23 protein-coding genes are annotated in these 16,797 nt (G+C 30.7%); 21 read left to right on the top strand and 2 right to left on the bottom strand.

Annotation, left to right across the window (positions count from 1 at the left end; translation table 11 throughout):
• The first annotated feature begins 397 nt into the window (after nt 1-397).
• The 8 genes from IGI86_RS09420 to IGI86_RS09385 all read left to right on the top strand — a co-directional run bounded on the left by IGI86_RS09420 (nt 398) and on the right by IGI86_RS09385 (nt 8,226).
• Complete coding sequence (locus tag IGI86_RS09420) at nt 398-694, top strand: hypothetical protein (RefSeq protein ID WP_430617225.1); 297 nt, start codon at nt 398-400, stop codon at nt 692-694.
• 42 nt (nt 695-736) lie between these two features.
• Nucleotides 737-1,411: an ATP-binding cassette domain-containing protein gene (locus tag IGI86_RS09415; protein WP_430617223.1), complete on the top strand. Its 675-nt coding sequence runs from the start codon at nt 737-739 to the stop codon at nt 1,409-1,411.
• A complete protein-coding gene (locus tag IGI86_RS09410; protein ID WP_430617222.1) occupies nt 1,389-2,534 on the top strand; it encodes a hypothetical protein in 1,146 nt (381 codons plus the stop codon). Before IGI86_RS09415 ends, IGI86_RS09410 begins: the two co-directional genes overlap by 23 nt.
• A 609-nt stretch (nt 2,535-3,143) precedes the next feature.
• Nucleotides 3,144-4,463, top strand: a complete 1,320-nt coding sequence (locus IGI86_RS09405; RefSeq protein ID WP_430617221.1) for a hypothetical protein — start codon at nt 3,144-3,146, stop codon at nt 4,461-4,463.
• On the top strand, nt 4,423-5,667 hold the full coding sequence (locus IGI86_RS09400; RefSeq protein ID WP_430617219.1) for an SIR2 family protein: 1,245 nt from the start codon (nt 4,423-4,425) through the stop codon (nt 5,665-5,667). The genes IGI86_RS09405 and IGI86_RS09400 overlap by 41 nt, the downstream gene beginning before the upstream one ends.
• 450 nt (nt 5,668-6,117) lie before the next feature.
• Nucleotides 6,118-7,188, top strand: coding sequence for a YaaC family protein (locus tag IGI86_RS09395; protein WP_430617218.1), 1,071 nt, complete (start codon nt 6,118-6,120; stop codon nt 7,186-7,188).
• Entirely contained in the window at nt 7,175-7,702 is a 528-nt protein-coding gene (locus tag IGI86_RS09390) for a hypothetical protein (protein WP_430617217.1), read from the top strand. Before IGI86_RS09395 ends, IGI86_RS09390 begins: the two co-directional genes overlap by 14 nt.
• 134 nt (nt 7,703-7,836) lie before the next feature.
• A complete protein-coding gene (locus IGI86_RS09385; RefSeq protein WP_430617216.1) occupies nt 7,837-8,226 on the top strand; it encodes a hypothetical protein in 390 nt (129 codons plus the stop codon).
• A 121-nt stretch (nt 8,227-8,347) separates the two neighbouring features.
• On the opposite strand, the gene IGI86_RS09380 is transcribed toward IGI86_RS09385, so the two are convergent.
• Complete coding sequence (locus IGI86_RS09380; protein WP_086292243.1) at nt 8,348-8,560, bottom strand: helix-turn-helix domain-containing protein; 213 nt, start codon at nt 8,558-8,560, stop codon at nt 8,348-8,350.
• A 158-nt stretch (nt 8,561-8,718) separates the two neighbouring features.
• Here IGI86_RS09380 and IGI86_RS09375 point away from each other — a divergent pair, with 158 nt between their 5' ends.
• The 7 genes from IGI86_RS09375 (at nt 8,719) to IGI86_RS09345 (ending at nt 11,898) form a co-directional block, all read left to right on the top strand.
• Nucleotides 8,719-8,934, top strand: a complete 216-nt coding sequence (locus IGI86_RS09375; RefSeq protein ID WP_395997260.1) for a helix-turn-helix transcriptional regulator — start codon at nt 8,719-8,721, stop codon at nt 8,932-8,934.
• 531 nt (nt 8,935-9,465) lie between these two features.
• A complete protein-coding gene (locus tag IGI86_RS09370; protein WP_430617215.1) occupies nt 9,466-9,708 on the top strand; it encodes a hypothetical protein in 243 nt (80 codons plus the stop codon).
• 172 nt (nt 9,709-9,880) lie between these two features.
• Nucleotides 9,881-10,225 (top strand): nucleotidyltransferase family protein, encoded by a 345-nt coding sequence (locus IGI86_RS09365; protein ID WP_086292246.1) that lies wholly within the window; start codon nt 9,881-9,883, stop codon nt 10,223-10,225.
• Nucleotides 10,194-10,547, top strand: a complete 354-nt coding sequence (locus IGI86_RS09360) for a HepT-like ribonuclease domain-containing protein (protein WP_016620402.1) — start codon at nt 10,194-10,196, stop codon at nt 10,545-10,547. Before IGI86_RS09365 ends, IGI86_RS09360 begins: the two co-directional genes overlap by 32 nt.
• 31 nt (nt 10,548-10,578) lie before the next feature.
• Entirely contained in the window at nt 10,579-10,887 is a 309-nt protein-coding gene (locus IGI86_RS09355) for a DUF961 family protein (RefSeq protein ID WP_395997263.1), read from the top strand.
• Nucleotides 10,888-10,908: 21 nt separating this feature from the next.
• Nucleotides 10,909-11,298: a DUF961 family protein gene (locus tag IGI86_RS09350; RefSeq protein WP_430617214.1), complete on the top strand. Its 390-nt coding sequence runs from the start codon at nt 10,909-10,911 to the stop codon at nt 11,296-11,298.
• A gap of 120 nt (nt 11,299-11,418) precedes the next feature.
• A complete protein-coding gene (locus tag IGI86_RS09345; protein WP_430617213.1) occupies nt 11,419-11,898 on the top strand; it encodes an antirestriction protein ArdA in 480 nt (159 codons plus the stop codon).
• A gap of 10 nt (nt 11,899-11,908) precedes the next feature.
• Here the strand turns inward: IGI86_RS09345 and IGI86_RS09340 are convergent, their stop codons facing one another.
• Nucleotides 11,909-12,640, bottom strand: a complete 732-nt coding sequence (locus IGI86_RS09340; protein ID WP_430617212.1) for a DUF6710 family protein — start codon at nt 12,638-12,640, stop codon at nt 11,909-11,911.
• 44 nt (nt 12,641-12,684) lie between these two features.
• Here IGI86_RS09340 and IGI86_RS09335 point away from each other — a divergent pair, with 44 nt between their 5' ends.
• The 6 genes from IGI86_RS09335 (at nt 12,685) to IGI86_RS09310 (ending at nt 16,789) form a co-directional block, all read left to right on the top strand.
• Nucleotides 12,685-13,041, top strand: coding sequence for a hypothetical protein (locus IGI86_RS09335; protein ID WP_430617211.1), 357 nt, complete (start codon nt 12,685-12,687; stop codon nt 13,039-13,041).
• Between the two features lie 36 nt (nt 13,042-13,077).
• Entirely contained in the window at nt 13,078-13,446 is a 369-nt protein-coding gene (locus IGI86_RS09330) for a hypothetical protein (protein WP_430617210.1), read from the top strand.
• Nucleotides 13,427-14,812 carry an FtsK/SpoIIIE domain-containing protein gene (locus IGI86_RS09325; protein WP_430617209.1) on the top strand — a complete coding sequence of 462 codons (1,386 nt, stop codon included), beginning with the start codon at nt 13,427-13,429 and terminating at the stop codon, nt 14,810-14,812. The genes IGI86_RS09330 and IGI86_RS09325 overlap by 20 nt, the downstream gene beginning before the upstream one ends.
• 92 nt (nt 14,813-14,904) lie before the next feature.
• Entirely contained in the window at nt 14,905-15,279 is a 375-nt protein-coding gene (locus tag IGI86_RS09320; protein ID WP_430617208.1) for a hypothetical protein, read from the top strand.
• A gap of 343 nt (nt 15,280-15,622) precedes the next feature.
• Nucleotides 15,623-15,853: a hypothetical protein gene (locus tag IGI86_RS09315; protein ID WP_430617207.1), complete on the top strand. Its 231-nt coding sequence runs from the start codon at nt 15,623-15,625 to the stop codon at nt 15,851-15,853.
• Between the two features lie 36 nt (nt 15,854-15,889).
• Nucleotides 15,890-16,789 (top strand): hypothetical protein, encoded by a 900-nt coding sequence (locus IGI86_RS09310; protein WP_430617206.1) that lies wholly within the window; start codon nt 15,890-15,892, stop codon nt 16,787-16,789.
• Nucleotides 16,790-16,797: the final 8 nt, after the last annotated feature.

Raw genomic sequence — 16,797 nt, 5'->3', positions numbered from 1 at the left:
TGTTAAGAAATAGTTGTTGAAGTTGAAAAACTAAAATGACCTAAATTAATTAAAATATAGTAATAATAAGCAGCTTTATTATAATGTATTCTCATAAGTTTAAATGAAAAAGTTAAAAACAATGTAATGCTTAAATTTTTTTCTAGTTAGCTTTATAAATTTATAGCTTAAAAAAATTTAGTAAAATTCAATTTTTGTCCAAATAAAACGTGAAATTCGATAAAAAACAATAACTTTATTATACGTTATTATATTTTTTTTGATATTTTATATTGAAAAAAAACTGTATTATTGGTAATATGATTTTAACCTCTTTTTAATAATCAGAGGGGTTGAATTTTGATGGTCGAGTGATTTTATATAATTTTGTTGGTATAAAAATCAAGGAGTGATAGAGATGATAAAAAGAACAAAAAGTAAATTTTTTATGGGGATAATATGTTTGTCTTTACTTCTTCCATTATTTTCATTTGGATATTCTCCAAAAGTTGAAGCTGCTTCTAAAGAAGCTGTGGTTAAGAGTAAAGTTATCCATTATTTTGCGGTAACCGATATATATATGGGAACGGATACTTTTTGGCGCTCCATTTGGTACACTCAGTATTGTTATCTTCAAAACTCTTATATTTCAACTCAGACAGCATGGAATGGATCATATACAAAAACAGAGAACTTTATATATACCTATAAATAATTAGTAAGTACTCGACCATCTATTTATTGAAAGGGGATACATATGATAGATATTGTCAGAATTTCAAAAAAAATGAACGATAATGTAGTTTTCGATGATGTTTCATTAAAACTGCCTAGTAAAGGAATTATTTCTATCGTTGGAGAAAATGGTTCTGGAAAAACAACTTTTTTCAAAATACTTACACAGCTTACTTCTATTGATAGTGGACAAATATCGTATGGAAATAATTATGTTAATAAAAATGGAATAAGCTTCTTTCCAAGCGAGCAAATACTTGTAGATGATTTATCAGGATGGGATCATATTCACCTTTTTAGAGAAACAAGTCTGACTGAACAACTAATAGAGCTGTTTGAAGCTGAAAAATTTCTGGATAAAAGGATAAGAAAATATTCCCTTGGAATGAAGCAAATGTTGCTAATAATATTGACTTGTTCGGTTGATGCCCATATTTTTATTTTTGATGAAATAATTAACGGTCTTGATCCAGTCAATAGAGATCGCTCTCTAAATTTTTTGAAGGATCTAAAAGATAATAATTTAATACTCTTTTCCTCACATCTTTTGTATGATGTCATAGACATTTCAGACCAAATATTATTTATTAAAAACAAAAGTTTTTATAATTTAAGTGCAGATGAAGGCATCGATGTAAATAAAATTTTGAGTGAATTTAAGGAGGTTCATATGAATGCGAAAAATGCTGGCATTTGAATTCAAAAAAATGATATATAATAAGAAGAATATTTGTTTAATGATTATTCTCATGATTTATTTGTTTGTATTGTTTTATATGTCTGTAAATCTTACTAAAAATTTTTCTACAGATGCGATAAATCATAATAATGAACAGATTGTTACTTTATCTGAGCAAGTGAAGATAGCTGAGAATGATTTAAATAATAAAGATTTGGACAAGGCTACTGTGGAATTTATAGAAAAATATATTTCAGATACTAAAGATACTATTAGTATTTTGGAATTACAGAATGATACTATTAATATTAATCCAAAAGAATATTGGTTATTGCAAAGTAAATTATATTCAAAGATGGTTGAAGCACCTGAAGGTAATCTTCAACCAGATGAAATGACTAATATAAAAATCGTTCAAAACAAAATAGCTATTTTAGACAAGGAAAATATTGAGTTTGAAGAAAATATTCACGATCCAATAAGAGCCTTTCCTTATTTTGAGAAAAATGTTGTCTTTATTTCTTCTTTAATAGTTTTGCTTATCATCTCTTTGTTAATTGGAGATATTATGTCAAAGGATTATGTTGATAAGTCTCTTTATATTTATAGAAACATTGTTAATAAGGAAAAAAAGATACTTTTCAGTAAACTAGTTGTAGCAACAATTGTACCGTATGTTTCTTTTCTGATTTGTATAAGTATTTTTTTTATAGTTAATGGATTAGTAACAGGCTTCGGTTCCTTTAAATATCCTGTATTTTATTCGGGGCAAGGAGATCATCTTATTTATGACAATATGGCTGTTTTTGGAGTCAAGTTCATCTTTGTATTCTTAGTGATCTTATATATGTATTCAAGTTTATCTATTCTACTAGGTATTTTAACTAAAAATGTTATGTTGTCGACGGGGTTATTAAGTATTTTAATTATAACCATGGATTACCTTTCTAATGTACCTTCTGTTAAAGAGGTTTTGAAATACTTACCAATTAATTATTTTGGAGTATACAAAATTTTGAGTTATGATTCAATAATAGGGGATAGAATCATAATAGTGATAGGATACTTGTTGATATTCTGCCTATTTTTGAATATATGTAATTACTATTTATTGAAGAATAAAAAAGCGTGGTGTTTCTAAAATAAGAAAGGAGTAGATGGATAATGATAGAGACTTTGTTTTTCTTGTGTGTAATTTTGGGGTTTGTCGGATTAATATTAGTAGGAATAAACTTCAAAAAATTAAATTGGATGGTTAGAGTAGGGTATGTTTGTCTATTTATAAGCATATTGCTACCATATATTTTGAGGTTTTTTTACTAGTATAGAATTCTTTTTATTTTGACTAAAATTTTATTTCTTAAAAAAAAGTTTAGCGTAAACATGTATTCTGTGTAATTTATGCTGAAAAACCTTTAATATTAACGATAATTTAAAATCCGTTTTGTACAAAAATAAAGAAAAAACAGTTTTGTTCTCAAAATGTTCTCACGCCTATATAAAAACAAGACAAAGAGTATTATCAGAAATGATAGTACTCTTTGTTTTTCTGTATATAAAGAAGTAATTTGTTTTATATTCCCAATACTAATTTTATTAATTTCTCCCTTACTATTATAAAGAAGTACTTTTTTATCAAATATAGTTAAAAAATTATGTCAAATTAATTTATTGTATATTCATCTAGACGCATACTTAGTGTATAATATTATTAAAATAAACTTTTTTACTTTTAAATGGAGGCACTAGTATGGAGGAAGCTTTAACTCAAGAAATAAATTTTATAAATACGTTATTCTATTATTCAGATTATGTTAACTTAAATGATTTCTTGATTGAGTTACTTAGAATTAAGAATAATCATGAAACATCTGTTTTAGATCCTATTTTAAATGTGAATCGATTCTCTGAAATAATAAACTTCATGAAGAAAACAGTCATTCCTTTGGATATACTTAGGGACTTAAATGATTCTTTGGTTAAGAATATTATCTACCATAGTGTTTCTCATGTTTATATGTATCAATTGAACACTTCATACTCAATAAAAACTATTGAGAAGAAGTTAGTAAATAATATAGATAGTTTAACTAGTAATTGGAGTGATACGGCTCTTGATAATTTAGCAGAGGGTGATATTTACTATAATTTAATTGATCGTATTGCTCCTTCACGTAGCAATGAAATTTATTATCCTGCATTTTTTAAAACTTCTTCTAATCTATATCTTTTTTCAGTAATAAGAACTGTTACTAAAACAGGAGACTCTATTGTAATACCAGCAATGACAGTATTAGATACAAGTCAATCAATTGTAATGATTTTAGTTCCTAATAAATTTAAAGGTGGAAAACCTGATGGTGTATTTATTTGGTCTCCAGAAGCATACTGTAAAATTTTAAAAAGTAAAATTTCGATGATATGCGATGTTAGCGTAAAAAAAATAGATGATGTTTATGAGAGGGCTTTGAAAAAAAATCTGTTCACTTCTTGTGTCGAAATGAACAGAAAATTAGTTGAAGATTATGAAGACCAGCTCTTAGAAAAAATGCCGCCAATAAAAAAACATATCAACAATATCAAAAATAATATTGGCAAGGTAGTTCACCTAACTACAAATGATAAGGAGAAAATCGAAAAAAAAATTCTTTCTACTTGTGTCAGTGAGTATATGACTAAAGCGGTTAAACCATCTGAATTACAAAAAAAAGCTTTGGAAAAAGGTTTACAAGGATATCCCACAAAAATAAAGTTTGATGGTCTAGACTCTTCAAGTGGGGGAACAAGATCCAGTAATAGAAATTCACCTTTACCTATACATGAAATTTTTCATTCTATCAATACAAGTTTTGTATATTTCGGGACTATAAAAGAATGTCGAATTGCATGGTTTAATAAGTACCTATTTCCTAATAAAAAAGAATTTCTTAATAAGTCTAGTGTTAGTCAAGCTAATATTAAAATTTCATCTGGTAAAGTTCTTATTAATATCTTGAGACAAACAAATAAAAACGAGGTGATGGTTAATTATGTTATTAGCGAAGTTATCAAAATTATCAACTTTGTATGATACATGTAAGAAAGATAAAAATGAGTCTACTTTTTATGATCTTTTAAATGTTTTTTGTATGACAGAACAGAAATTAAGATATGAATATTATTTTGAGATGTTAGATAATAATATTAATGATCCAGAGTTTTTTTTTAGTGAAATGAAAAATGAAAATATTTTTTTCATTGATTATCAATATAAATGTGAAGAAGAGACTGAAATAACTAATATTTTAGATTCTTATTGTGAATGTGGAAAAAAGGTAAGCCAACATGATTCTGTAATAGAGTTGTATCAACTATCTAGTGATTTCAAGGAATTCATAAGTGATAGGAATAAAAAAGCTTTAGATTATAATGGAACTTCTTGGAGGAAGAACAAACTGATTTTAGAAGAATTAAGGGGCGTCAATAATTTGGTACCCTTTTTAGGATCTGGATTGTCAAAACCATTAGGATTTCCTTCGTGGCCCGAACTCGTAGAAGAATATAAGGAAGGCTGTTCTGAAAGTGAATTGCTAGGGATTCAATTTTTTTTAAGCAAAAAAAAATATTTGGATTGTTTCGATCTTATCATTAATGATGTAGAAAATCAAAATATTAAAAATGTTGAACATTTGAAACAAAAAATTTCGTGGGCATTTAAATCTAAAAAAATAGATAATGATAATAATTACAAAGATGTAATCAATTTGAATCTACCATTAATTATCACAACAAATTATGATGATAATATTGATATATCAGGGGAAAATCGATATTCATCAGTAATATTCAAAGATATTGAAGATATAAGAAGTATTGAAAATGACAATGTAATAATTCATCTTCATGGTTCTGCTAAAAATACAGTGAAATCTTCTATGATTGTAACAAAGCAAGATTATATAGAATTGTATGAAGATGATATATATATGAGGAAACTTCAGAGTATACTTGGAAATAAAGCAATACTATTTATCGGATACTCATTAGATGATTATTATTTTATGGATGAACTCATAAAGATATGTGAGGCAAATAAAGGTTTTTCAGAATATTATGCATTTATGATTAATGTAAGCCAAGCCGATTTACAATCCTATATGCCAGATTATTATAACATCATTAAAATTATATCAATTGATATATCAGAAACAGTAGAATTCAATTGTGAAGTTATTAATATCGTAAGAAGTTATTTAAAGTATATAAATAATAATTTATATTTAATGGATATTTAATAGCTAGAGTGATTATCATACTTAAAATTTATATAACCAATCATTTTTAATAATTTAAACAAAAGAGCATTATTCGATTTATAATGTTTTTTTTGTTTAAAATATATTAATCTAATAAATTACAGAGATATTTTAAAATATACGTTTACAAAAAAATCCTGAATTTTAATTTCATAAAAATCAGCAAGAGTCTTTGTGATAGATAGAGAGGGTTCCGTAAAGCTTTTTTCATAATTCTCTAGCATACCTTTGGATATGCTTTCTTTGTTATTTATGATAATAATATGAATAAGTATTTTTGTCTCTTTTAGTATATGAAATTAAAAAGGGAACACTTTTGTAATGACGTTAGAAAAAAATTTATTATCTTGCATTGTAAAGTAATTAATATTAGGATTGTTGTAGTAGTGTCAATAATAAACTAATATTATAAGGAGACTAGGCGATAAATTGAAAAGTGAGTACTATTATTCTGATTGTCCAGAGGAAGACATTTGGTTAAATTTAAAACATTATTCATACATCGAGAATATTAAAAGGTATTTTAGTGAAAAAGGTTTAGAAGTTAATGATGATTTGAGTGAAGTGATATCAGGTTCAATATTGCAAGCTTATGAATACTTTGAAGCAAGTAAATCGGCGTCTTTACAAACAGCACCTTTACTTTTATACTACGGATCTATAAATTTACTTTACGGTTCTTCATGTCTTCTTAGTGGAATGAAATTAGAAGTTAAAGGACATGGTATGCGTTTGGGGAGTAATGAGCAGCTTAAGGCGATATTAGAAAATAAAGTCAAAGTAATTAATACTGATTTTGGAGGGTTTAGCACCTACGTTAATGCATTGGAAGCAACTCAAGTTACTGAAAGTATTGAATTTACTATTTCTGAGTTACTATCCTCTATTCCAGAAATACATAAAGAATATGTAAACCTTTTTGGCATTGAAAGATCTTATGTTCTTCCGTTAGAAAAAGTTATTTCTGAAAATGAAACGACTTTGAGAGTGGATTTAAAATCTGTTTCTCAGGATGTAATGGAATCTATGTTAAATAATGTAACTGGTTATAATCTAAACTATCATAAATATAGAGTAAACAATAATGATCAAGCTATTTTACAAACGAAATTAAACGGAATCGATATGTCAATACAATCTTATCATGGAAATTTTTATTTTCCAGTAGCACATCAGAACAGTAATTTTAATAGTTTTTTCCTTCAGTTTATAGCGTTATTTGGTCTTGGAACTTTATGTCGTTACCACACCGAAGTATGGACCCCGTTCATAAGATTAGATACAAGTGGAGAAGTTAATCTGATAGAAAAATTTTTAAATTCAAGTAGAAGATACTTTCCTAATTATATTTTAGACAAAATTACAGGAGTAAAGCACTTCTATTCAAATAAATTGTATATGCCGATAAATTCTAAGAATATACTATCAGAAGGAGAATTAAGTAGAAAAATAAAACAAGAGCTAAGAAAAATGGGGGTCAGTTTAAATGAAAACTTTTAAACAAGAAGTTTTAATTATTGCCAAAAAATTATCAACAATGGATATTAGTAAAACATTAAAAGAAGTCAGAGAAAATATCAATAGTAGCAATAATGTTGAGATTGGAAGGAAATTTGATGGGAAAAGTTTGTTTTTCTCTGCAACGAACGAGACTTTTAACCATTTTTATGGTGTTTTGTTATTAAATAATGAAGTTGAAAATGGTAAAGTATCTGATGTAATGTTTAAAGGTGCTACAACATTTTCTGATGAAGAGAAATCCGTTTACTTACATGGTAATAAAATACTCATGTATGCCTTTAATGAAATAAGAAAAGAAATTGATTTTCTACCTATTTCGTATCAGTTGCTTTTAAATCCTTATGCATCCTTAAGAACGTTTAACCAAGAACCTATAGAATTAGCTGACACTAATTTTGATTACTCTGTATTTAATGAATTAGGTAACTCTTTTAAAAATACACAACTTATAAAAAATGTAAAGACAACATTTTTAGCTTCTAAAAAAAATTAAAGTCTTTTTCTGTAAATCAAATATTACAATTAACTAAAAAGATAGAGGATGAAGTAACAGGCTATGGTTTCGATGGTTATTCACCAGAGATGGGTAAATTATCAATAAAAAGAAAAGAAGGAGGGATGTCAGATGTGGATAAAGTGACTGACTTTTTTTGTTGCTATTTTTTTCTTAAGGATAGTATAGCTACGATGATGAACACATTTTTCTCTGCATTAATTGGTCACGATTTGTCAATAATAAGTGAAGAAAATATTATAAATATTACGAATGATTTCGGTAATCTAATTAAAAAAGGACGATCCTTTTTATTAACCGACTTTGATTTAAGAGTAGCACCTAGGGTTGGTAATTTAGCATTAATGTCATATGAAATTAAAATGAGTAATGCAACTTATAAAGATTTTGGTTTAGTATATTCTACAACTCATTCTTTTTTAGGAGACAGCGGAGGTACAATTAGCTGTTCCATACAATTAGTTGATGAAGATCTAAATAGGTTTTTTCCCTATCTTCGATGATTAAACGTTTATAATCTTTAAAGGATAAAGTAATATAAAAAGCATTGTCTTTAATGATAATGCTTTTTATATTATGGTGAATTTAAAGTAAATTATGCCAGTAATGGAAATAATATACGTTTTATGAAAAGAAGTCTTCGATTTTTACATTATAAAAATCAGCAAGAATTCTAGCAGATGATAATTTTGGTTCTTCCTTGTTATTCTCCCACTTAGATAGTTTTCCTTTACTGAATTTAGCTGTATCTGGATACTTTTCATTGAGTTGCTTTGCTAAATCTTCTAAGGTTAAATGTCGTTCTATTCTTAGTTGTTTTAATTTGTCCCCAATCAATTTGAATCCTCCCTTTTTGTTCTCTATGATATTATATCTTTCCTGTTGCGAAAACGCAACAAACATATTTTTTACGGTTTTCGTATTGACAGTGTAAATAGCTATGATAATATAGAATTATAAAGTTTCGAAAACGAAACAAACGAGGAGGTTTAGGCATGGTCACAGCACAACAATTCAAAAGTCCGTATAATAATTTGAAAATAATAATTGAGAAGCAGGAACAGACTCAAAAAGATGTTGCGGATAAAATGGAAATGAATCGCTCGACATTCAATCTTAAGATTAATCGAACAAATGGGCGAGATTTTTCACTGGAAGAAGCAAAAAGACTATCTGAGATATTAAGAATAAGCATTGATAATTTTTTTTGAACTCCAAGTTGCGAAAACGAAACAAAAGGGTGTGAAATTACTATATCTAACAAAGGGGTTTTAGCGAAGCAACTTAAAATAGATGGCAGAATTAAGTTGTTTCACTAAGGCGTTAGCCTTTAATGTCCATTGAAAAGTAAATAGGAACCAACAATACTACAAGCGGAATTACTCAAAAGAGGTCAGAAGCTGTAAGTATCGTTGATTCCCTACAAAGAGTTTCCCCTTTGCAAATCGTGGTTGATTTCATTATAAGGGAAAAACGCTTTGGTTGGTAGTGGAAACCATTTATAAAATCCATAAGACGCTCGCATGACTCGGTCATTGGGGGCGCTGATCGCACTAGATGGAACGCTTAGACTTGGTAATGAGATGAGTGTGTGCGTGACTGACAAAGAAGCCTAGCTGGCATGTCTGTATTTCCGCTGGGAGCGTGTTGATGCGATGAATTTTTCTGATTATAGCATTGATAGTGCCAAAATCAGCGGAAGTAAAAATCAGAACTATAATTCGATAGGAGTGTATAAATGAATGTCGAAAGTTGAATTAGTTCGAAGAACAGCTCGATTACTGAAGATAGTGGGTTGTTTGATTGGTTGGAATGATAATAGAATTTCTTTTGCTAATAATCATTCTGAAATTAACCTATTTTACTATTTAAAAAGTGCATATAGTGTTAATGAATTAAAAGATTTAGTAGATTATTTATTAGATGTATTAGATGATCTTGAAGTAATGGTATTTACAGGAGATTATGATGCCAGAGTTATGTAATTTAGAAACGAACTATGTGATAGATTTATTAGAGTCACGATTACAAGAATTGAAATGTTTATTAAGAGAGTTTTCAAAGTGCCGAATTTCGTGTAAAGTAGATATTGAAAATGAAATCCGTATTTGTGAACGTGTCTTAAGTAAACTAAAATGAGAAAGGATCGATGATTACATGATTTATTCCATTGAAGAGATACAATCAGTCATTAAGCCTGTTTGTGAAGCATATAAAATCCATGAAGTGTATCTTTTTGGTTCTTATGCTAGAGGTGAAGCAGACGAACAGAGTGACTTAGATTTTGTTGTAGATACAGTAGATTCTAATATCGTTTCCTTATTAGACAAGATGGCCTTTAAAAGTCAGCTGGAAAATTTATTGGATAAGGAAATTGATGTTATCTTGAAGTCTTCACTGGATAATCCTAGTAATCGTAAAAGAAATCCTTTCTTTTTGAAAAATATTCAAGAAGACATGAAGGTGATTTATGGAGCAGAAAGACAAGTTTTCGTTAACTAATATTGTAATAATTATAGATGAGATTAGAGAAACTGTTACTAAATTTGGTAACAGTTTTTTTTCGTTTGAAAATGATAGTGATTATCAAAAATCGGTAGCATTTAGTCTTACTCAAGTTGGCGAAATGATTCGTCATAATTTGAGTGATGAACTAAAAGAAAAGTATACAGATATATCTTGGGATCATTATCGTTTATTCAGAAATGACTTAGTGCATGCATATAATACAATAGATTTAAAAGAAATCTGGTATTTTGTCCAAAATGATTTGAAACCGCTAGAAGAGTACATTAGGTATATCTTAGTTGAAGAACAAGGATGATAATTTTTGAGAAAGATGAGGTATTAAATTTATGGAGTTTGCTATTTGTGAACCAAAAGCAACATTTGGTCGTTTAGAGTATGTAGGTAGAAAAGAAGAATTTGCAGAATACGTTAATGGTCGGCGTCAACCAGTGGGCTATTATCATGCAATTATGTCAGTGAAACAACAAGAAACAATCGAAGTAATCATTCCCAATCGTGTGAATACATCAGGATTAAGCTACGGTGATGAAGTTATTTTGAGAGATGTGAGATGCGAGCCTTTCAGCCAAGCAGCAGGAACAGATGGAGCAGTTGCTGGATGGACGATCAAGGCACAAGGTATCGAAAAAGCGTAAGTAATGGAGGAGTAATAGTTTATGGCAAAAATCAATGAATTGAATAAAGGAATTAGTTTAAATATTGAAGAAACCTTTGGTGAATTGAAATTTCTTCGAATGAAAGAAGATAAAAAGCGAGAAAACGACGAGGGAGAACTTATTTCTACCCAAGTTCGTTATGTTGTGCAATCGAAACGTCAAGTGTCAGAGGAGATTGTGAGCATTGATGTCTCTGCTGATCGGAAAGAATTTGAGTTTGGTGATCAGGTGAAATTGATCAATCCGAGAATCGAATACTATTCGTTCAGACAAGGTAATCGAACTAATAATTATTTAAAAGTAGTCGCCGATGGGATTGAGAAAGTTCAAAAGAAAGTGGATCAAAGAAAACCAGAACCACATAAACAAGAATCGAATAAGCAACAATAAAAAATTAGCGAAAAGCGTACAACAAAAGATTCAAGTTGTGCGCTTTTTTTTGATAGTTGGAGATACATAAAATGAATATAAATTAGGCGTTTGTTGGAAAAATAGACTGAGGTGAAAGCAATGGTTAAAATATTTGTTGAAAACTTACATGTTAGAAATCAAGGGGATTTGAAAGGGGATTGGTTTGATTTACCTGTTAGTATTGACCATATGAATCGAAAACTGGGATTAGAAGATGGTGATGAACATATCATTACTGATTTTGAAAGTCCGTTTCCAGTTGGTGAGTATGATGATTTAGAAGAATTAAACGAGCTAGCAGAATTGTTAGAAGACCTGCCTAGCGGCTACAAAAATAATCTAGCTGAAATTAAGGATGCTTTCTTTAGCGATATTCGAGAAGCAATCGAAGATTATGAGGAGATCATTCACTTACCAGAGGTTTATAACGACAAAGATTATGGGAACCATTTAGTCGAAGAAGGCTTATTTGAAGTTCCTGAAAACTTGCGATCATACATTGATGGAGAAGCACTAGGCAGGGATTGTCGATACGAAGGAAATATTATTTACACTGATGACGGGGCTTTCTATAAGTGAAAATATGCGTTTACCATAATTGTATAGAATTTTTTTCAAGAATGCGACCGATTTCAAATATGACTCCAAGACGATAGTCAATTGGCTTTATAACAGGAGTATTACAAGCTTTGTGAATATAGAATGTACCATCAAATTCAAAGTGTTTGAATCGATCAGACAAATCAATCATATAGGATGTTTTAAGAGTTCCTTCTCCTTTTAGAATTCCAGTGTTTGTAGAATGCAAGCCGTTTCCGTTCCAAAAAAATCCTAGAGGTTTGATATACTCTAAATCAAAATGATTATTTTCCTGATGCCTGAATGGAGCGCCAACATCTGCTCCTATAAACATAAACGCTTGGGACATTCGTCCCTTATTCCATATTGGAGAAATAATTGGTGCTGATTGTAAAGCTACTGGTATGTCAATATCAGTTTGAGGAATTGTTTCAAATTGCTTATAACAGTTGGTGCAGTGTGAACGTATAGGAAATGAGTCAATCATATAGTAGTTTATATTTTGGTCTTCACTGGTAATACACTCAGTATTGATGTCTGATTGAATTCCTGAGCTTAATCCTTTGATCATGCAAATGATGGCACTCTTTCGCTGGTTTATGCTCACATTTTTTTCATTCAAAATAGCAGCAGTTTGATCTAAATAAGCACGTAAAACATTTTGACGATGCTTCGCTTCTTTTGAAGGGAATTTTCGTGCTATTTTATATGCAGTGGTTTGAGGAAATAACTTCTGTTCCATAGCAATGTATACCTTCTTTCTAAAATTTAATGGTGGTGAATAAGTTGGTAATAGTGGTTACCTTAATAATAACAAATTTTTTCTTCTTTATCCTGTTTTTTAAAGAATGGAAACAAAAATACAAAATAAAAAAAGAGTTGCAGCAACTGAGAAAAAAAGAGCTAATTCAGCGTTCTATAGTGAAGATATGCTTAGATATGATGAAAGAAAAAGAATACTTAATTTCAGATAGCTCTTTTTCAACAAAAGAGATAAGCGTAATTGAACTGCTCCGATATTTAAGGGATGTTGATCTAATTTACGAACTGGAGGAAAAGAAGCTTAGTGAGAATAAGGGAAGATTTCCTAGAAGTGTCTATCTAGAGTTATTAAAAGTAGAAGGAATGCTAACTCGTGGCTAGTGAACATATTATTCGCAAAAGAATGGAGGAGATCATTTGAATCCAATGCTAAAAAAGTGGTTATATCGTGTGCTAGAAATAGCTACAAAAAAAGAAAATCGTTTTCGGGAGCTTTTTTACCAGAAGAGAAAGAATATTCCAGAAGAAAAAGCAGATATCTTTGAAAGTTTCTTTTATAACCGATTACGAAGATTAACAAATCTTCAAGATGAAGGAACGCAAATCATTGTTGATAGGTGGTTCGATTGTGTATTCATGGATGAAGGAACACAAGAAGAGCAATTGAAAAACTATGTAGAACAAGAGTTTCAAACAAAATTAAATGAAGTTTATGGAAATTGTGTTTCAGATTTAGAAGAAAAAACGAAACTGTTAGGTGTAAATTATGCTGAAAGAAATATTTAAGTATCGAGGACGGCGGATAAAGAAAATCCATCTTTATGATTGGTGGCTTCATTTTTTATTTTTGCTGAGTCCTTTTTTGATTGGAATCGGCTTTGTTGGATTTCTTTTGTTAAAACCAGTCATGACGGATTTTCATACGGCGCAACAATTAATTGTTCCGTCTTTAGTAATAACGCTCCTAACAGTGGGGGCTTGTTTTATTGTCTTTTCGTTTATGATGTGGTCTCGTTTGAAGGGTGGTTATTTTCTAAAAGTAAAGTACTATGACATGATTGCGAAAATGTTAAAACTAAGTGGCTTTGTAATTAAGAAAGAATCACGTCAAGCTGGGAAGAAACCTAAAGAAAAATTCCCAAAAGTTTATGTAAAAAAAGGCAAACATACAACTGATGTCACGTTACCATTAGACGGTGGGCAGCACCACGATCGATTTTTACAGTTGGGAAAGAAGTTAGAAGAAATGTTTTTAGCAGATTTAGTTGCAGAACAAATGGACTTTGGTTTTGTGACCTATTCTTTCATGACGGATGTCCTTTCGAAACGAAACGCAATCAGTGAAGTTATTGCTAAAGATGGCGCAATTACACTCATGAACGGTGTGAAATGGGCATATGACGAGTTACCGCACATGTTAATTGCAGGCGGAACAGGTGGAGGGAAAACGTATTTTATGTACTCGCTGATCAAAGCAATTTTATCAGTTGGAACCGTGCATATTTGTGATCCCAAGTCATCTGATTTAGCTGATCTAGCAGATTTACCTGTTTTTAAAGGGAAAGTTCATTACGGACAAGGAGAAACAATGATTCGTTGTTTAGAAGATGCAGTCAAACGTATGGAACAGCGATTTAAGTATATGAAATCTTTACCAAACTATGAATCAGGGCGTAATTATGCATTCTATAAGATGCCTCCTGAGTTCATTATTTTTGATGAGTGGAAGGCATTTTATGGGAGTCTAGGTCGTGATTATAAGAAAATTGAACGAGTGGATAATGCAGTTCAACAAATAGTTATGAAAGCCAGACAAGCTGGTATCTTTTTAATCCTTGGCACTCAAAAACCTGACAGTTCTGATTTTCCTTCGGGCGTTCGAGATAATTTAATGTGTCGGGTAACGCTTGGAAAGTTATCTGTACAAGGATATTACATGGTATTCGGTGATGAAAGTAAGAATAAGGCTTTCTTCAACAAGCCGATTAAGGGCAGAGGATATATTGACGATGGAAGTGGTGTTGTTAGGGAATTTTATTCGCCGTTCGTGCCTAAAAGCTATAATTTCCTAGAAGAATTCAAGAAATATGATCATATGATCGAGTTAGATATGCAGAACAAAAAAGTGTCCGAAGAGGAGGCAGAATCTTGAGTACTAAAGCAGATAAAATGTGTAAAGCTATTACCTGAAATGGTGGTAGTTTTTTTACTACTCAAAAGAAATATGCTTAGGAGGAAAATCTAATGGGTGATAGTGTGAATTTTGTGTATCTGTTAGTGACTTTTTCTATGTCGTTGTTCGTATTACATTATTATAATAATATCGACTTTGAAAAGATTGATTTGTATTTAACGAAAGAGTATCAAGAGTATCTACTGAAATATTGTTTCTATGATTCTTCTTTTAAGGAAGATACACTTGTCGCTATTGAAAAAATGATGCATCGAATGAAATTTGTATTGCTAGGAAAAAGAAAGCTTCCTGTAGATGATGATTTACCAGATAAGTTAGAACGTTTAAGAGGTTTTAGAAAACAGGTAGTAGCTGGAAGTTACACTGAAAAATTAACTGCAATGCCTGCGGAACAACGTAGGTTAGATGACTGGGATTTGTTCTAATTGATTGGATGAAAAAGATCGGTCATGGAGATTTTTTAGCTATTACCAGTAGTATAACAATAGGAGAATTTAAAATTGCCAAAGAGTATGAGAAGACTATATGAAAATAGTAACGTTTTTTCAACCGAGTATACGAGAGAGGACGAGCAATTGATAGCAGATATAACCACTGCTGCTATTGAATCTATCCGAATTCATAAGAAACAAATGAAAAATGAGCTTTCGCATACACAAATAAGCCGCATGGATAGCGAGTGTTCACAATTACAGAATTTACTATATAAGTGTGCTTTACGAAAACAACTATTGCCTTAAGAAGAATGAATATATATGGAGGAAAATTATGAATAGACTGAGACGAGCGAGATTGCAAGGAGTTTCTGATTCTATTTCTGAGTTGATTGAAACGTTACGTGATATTAGGGATAACGAAGAAAATTACAAAGAGAATATGCCTGAAAATCTTTATGGTTCAGAACGTTATGAGAAAGCAGAAGAAGCGGTTGAACAAATCGAAGAAGCAATCGAACTGCTGGAAAGTGCTACAGAATCAATTGAGGAAGCCATGAGCTAATCGTACTTTAGTTTAAAATTTATGGAGGTTTGTTGGGTGAAGGAAAAATATATTGAAAAACGATTTCGAGAAGAATCATTAAGGATGATCAATCGAGTAAATCACATAATTGAAGAATATAGTGAGAAAGGGTATGATCTCACCTTGCGTCAGGTCTATTATCAACTTGTTGCGGCGGATCTGATTGTAAACAGCGAGCGATCTTATAAAAATCTAGGGACATTGATCAATGATGGACGAATGGCAGGATTAATCGATTGGAATGCAATTATCGACCGAACACGAAACTTACGAGGGCTTCGTTCTGATGAAAATCCAGAAGATGCGATAAGTAGTGCCGCAAGAATTTATCGTCTGGATAAGTGGAAGAATCAATTCTATCATGTTGAGGTTTGGGTAGAAAAAGATGCATTGGCAGGGATCGTCGGACAAATCTGTGGTCGGCTAGATGTCGACTATTTTTCTTGTCGTGGTTATACGTCCCAATCGGAAATGTGGCGAGCCGCTCAAAGACTGAGCTATTACGAAAGTATCGGACAAGAAACAGTTATTTTACATTTAGGGGATCATGATCCATCTGGTATTGATATGAGTCGGGATATTGTCGATCGTTTAGAAATGTTTGGAGTCAATCCCCGGTTTAAGCGATTGGCTTTAAATATGGATCAAATCGAAGAATTCTCACCGCCACCGAATCCTGCTAAATTGAGCGACAGCCGAGCAAAAGGTTATATTACTAAGTTTGGTAAATCGTCATGGGAGCTGGACGCATTGAAACCTGAAACGTTAGATGCGTTGATTAATGTGCATGTAAAACAATATATCAATGATTATTTATTGGCAGAGACTGTGAATCAAGAAAAAGATGACATAGCACAAATGGAATCTGTTGTGGAGCGGTGGGATGATATTGTTGAATTTATTAATCAGAATTAGTTGGGTGT

This window comes from Enterococcus sp. AZ188, from assembly GCF_050544075.1.
Taxonomy (GTDB): domain Bacteria; phylum Bacillota; class Bacilli; order Lactobacillales; family Enterococcaceae; genus Enterococcus_D; species Enterococcus_D entomosocium.
This window is presented reverse-complemented; position numbering and strand designations above follow the sequence as displayed.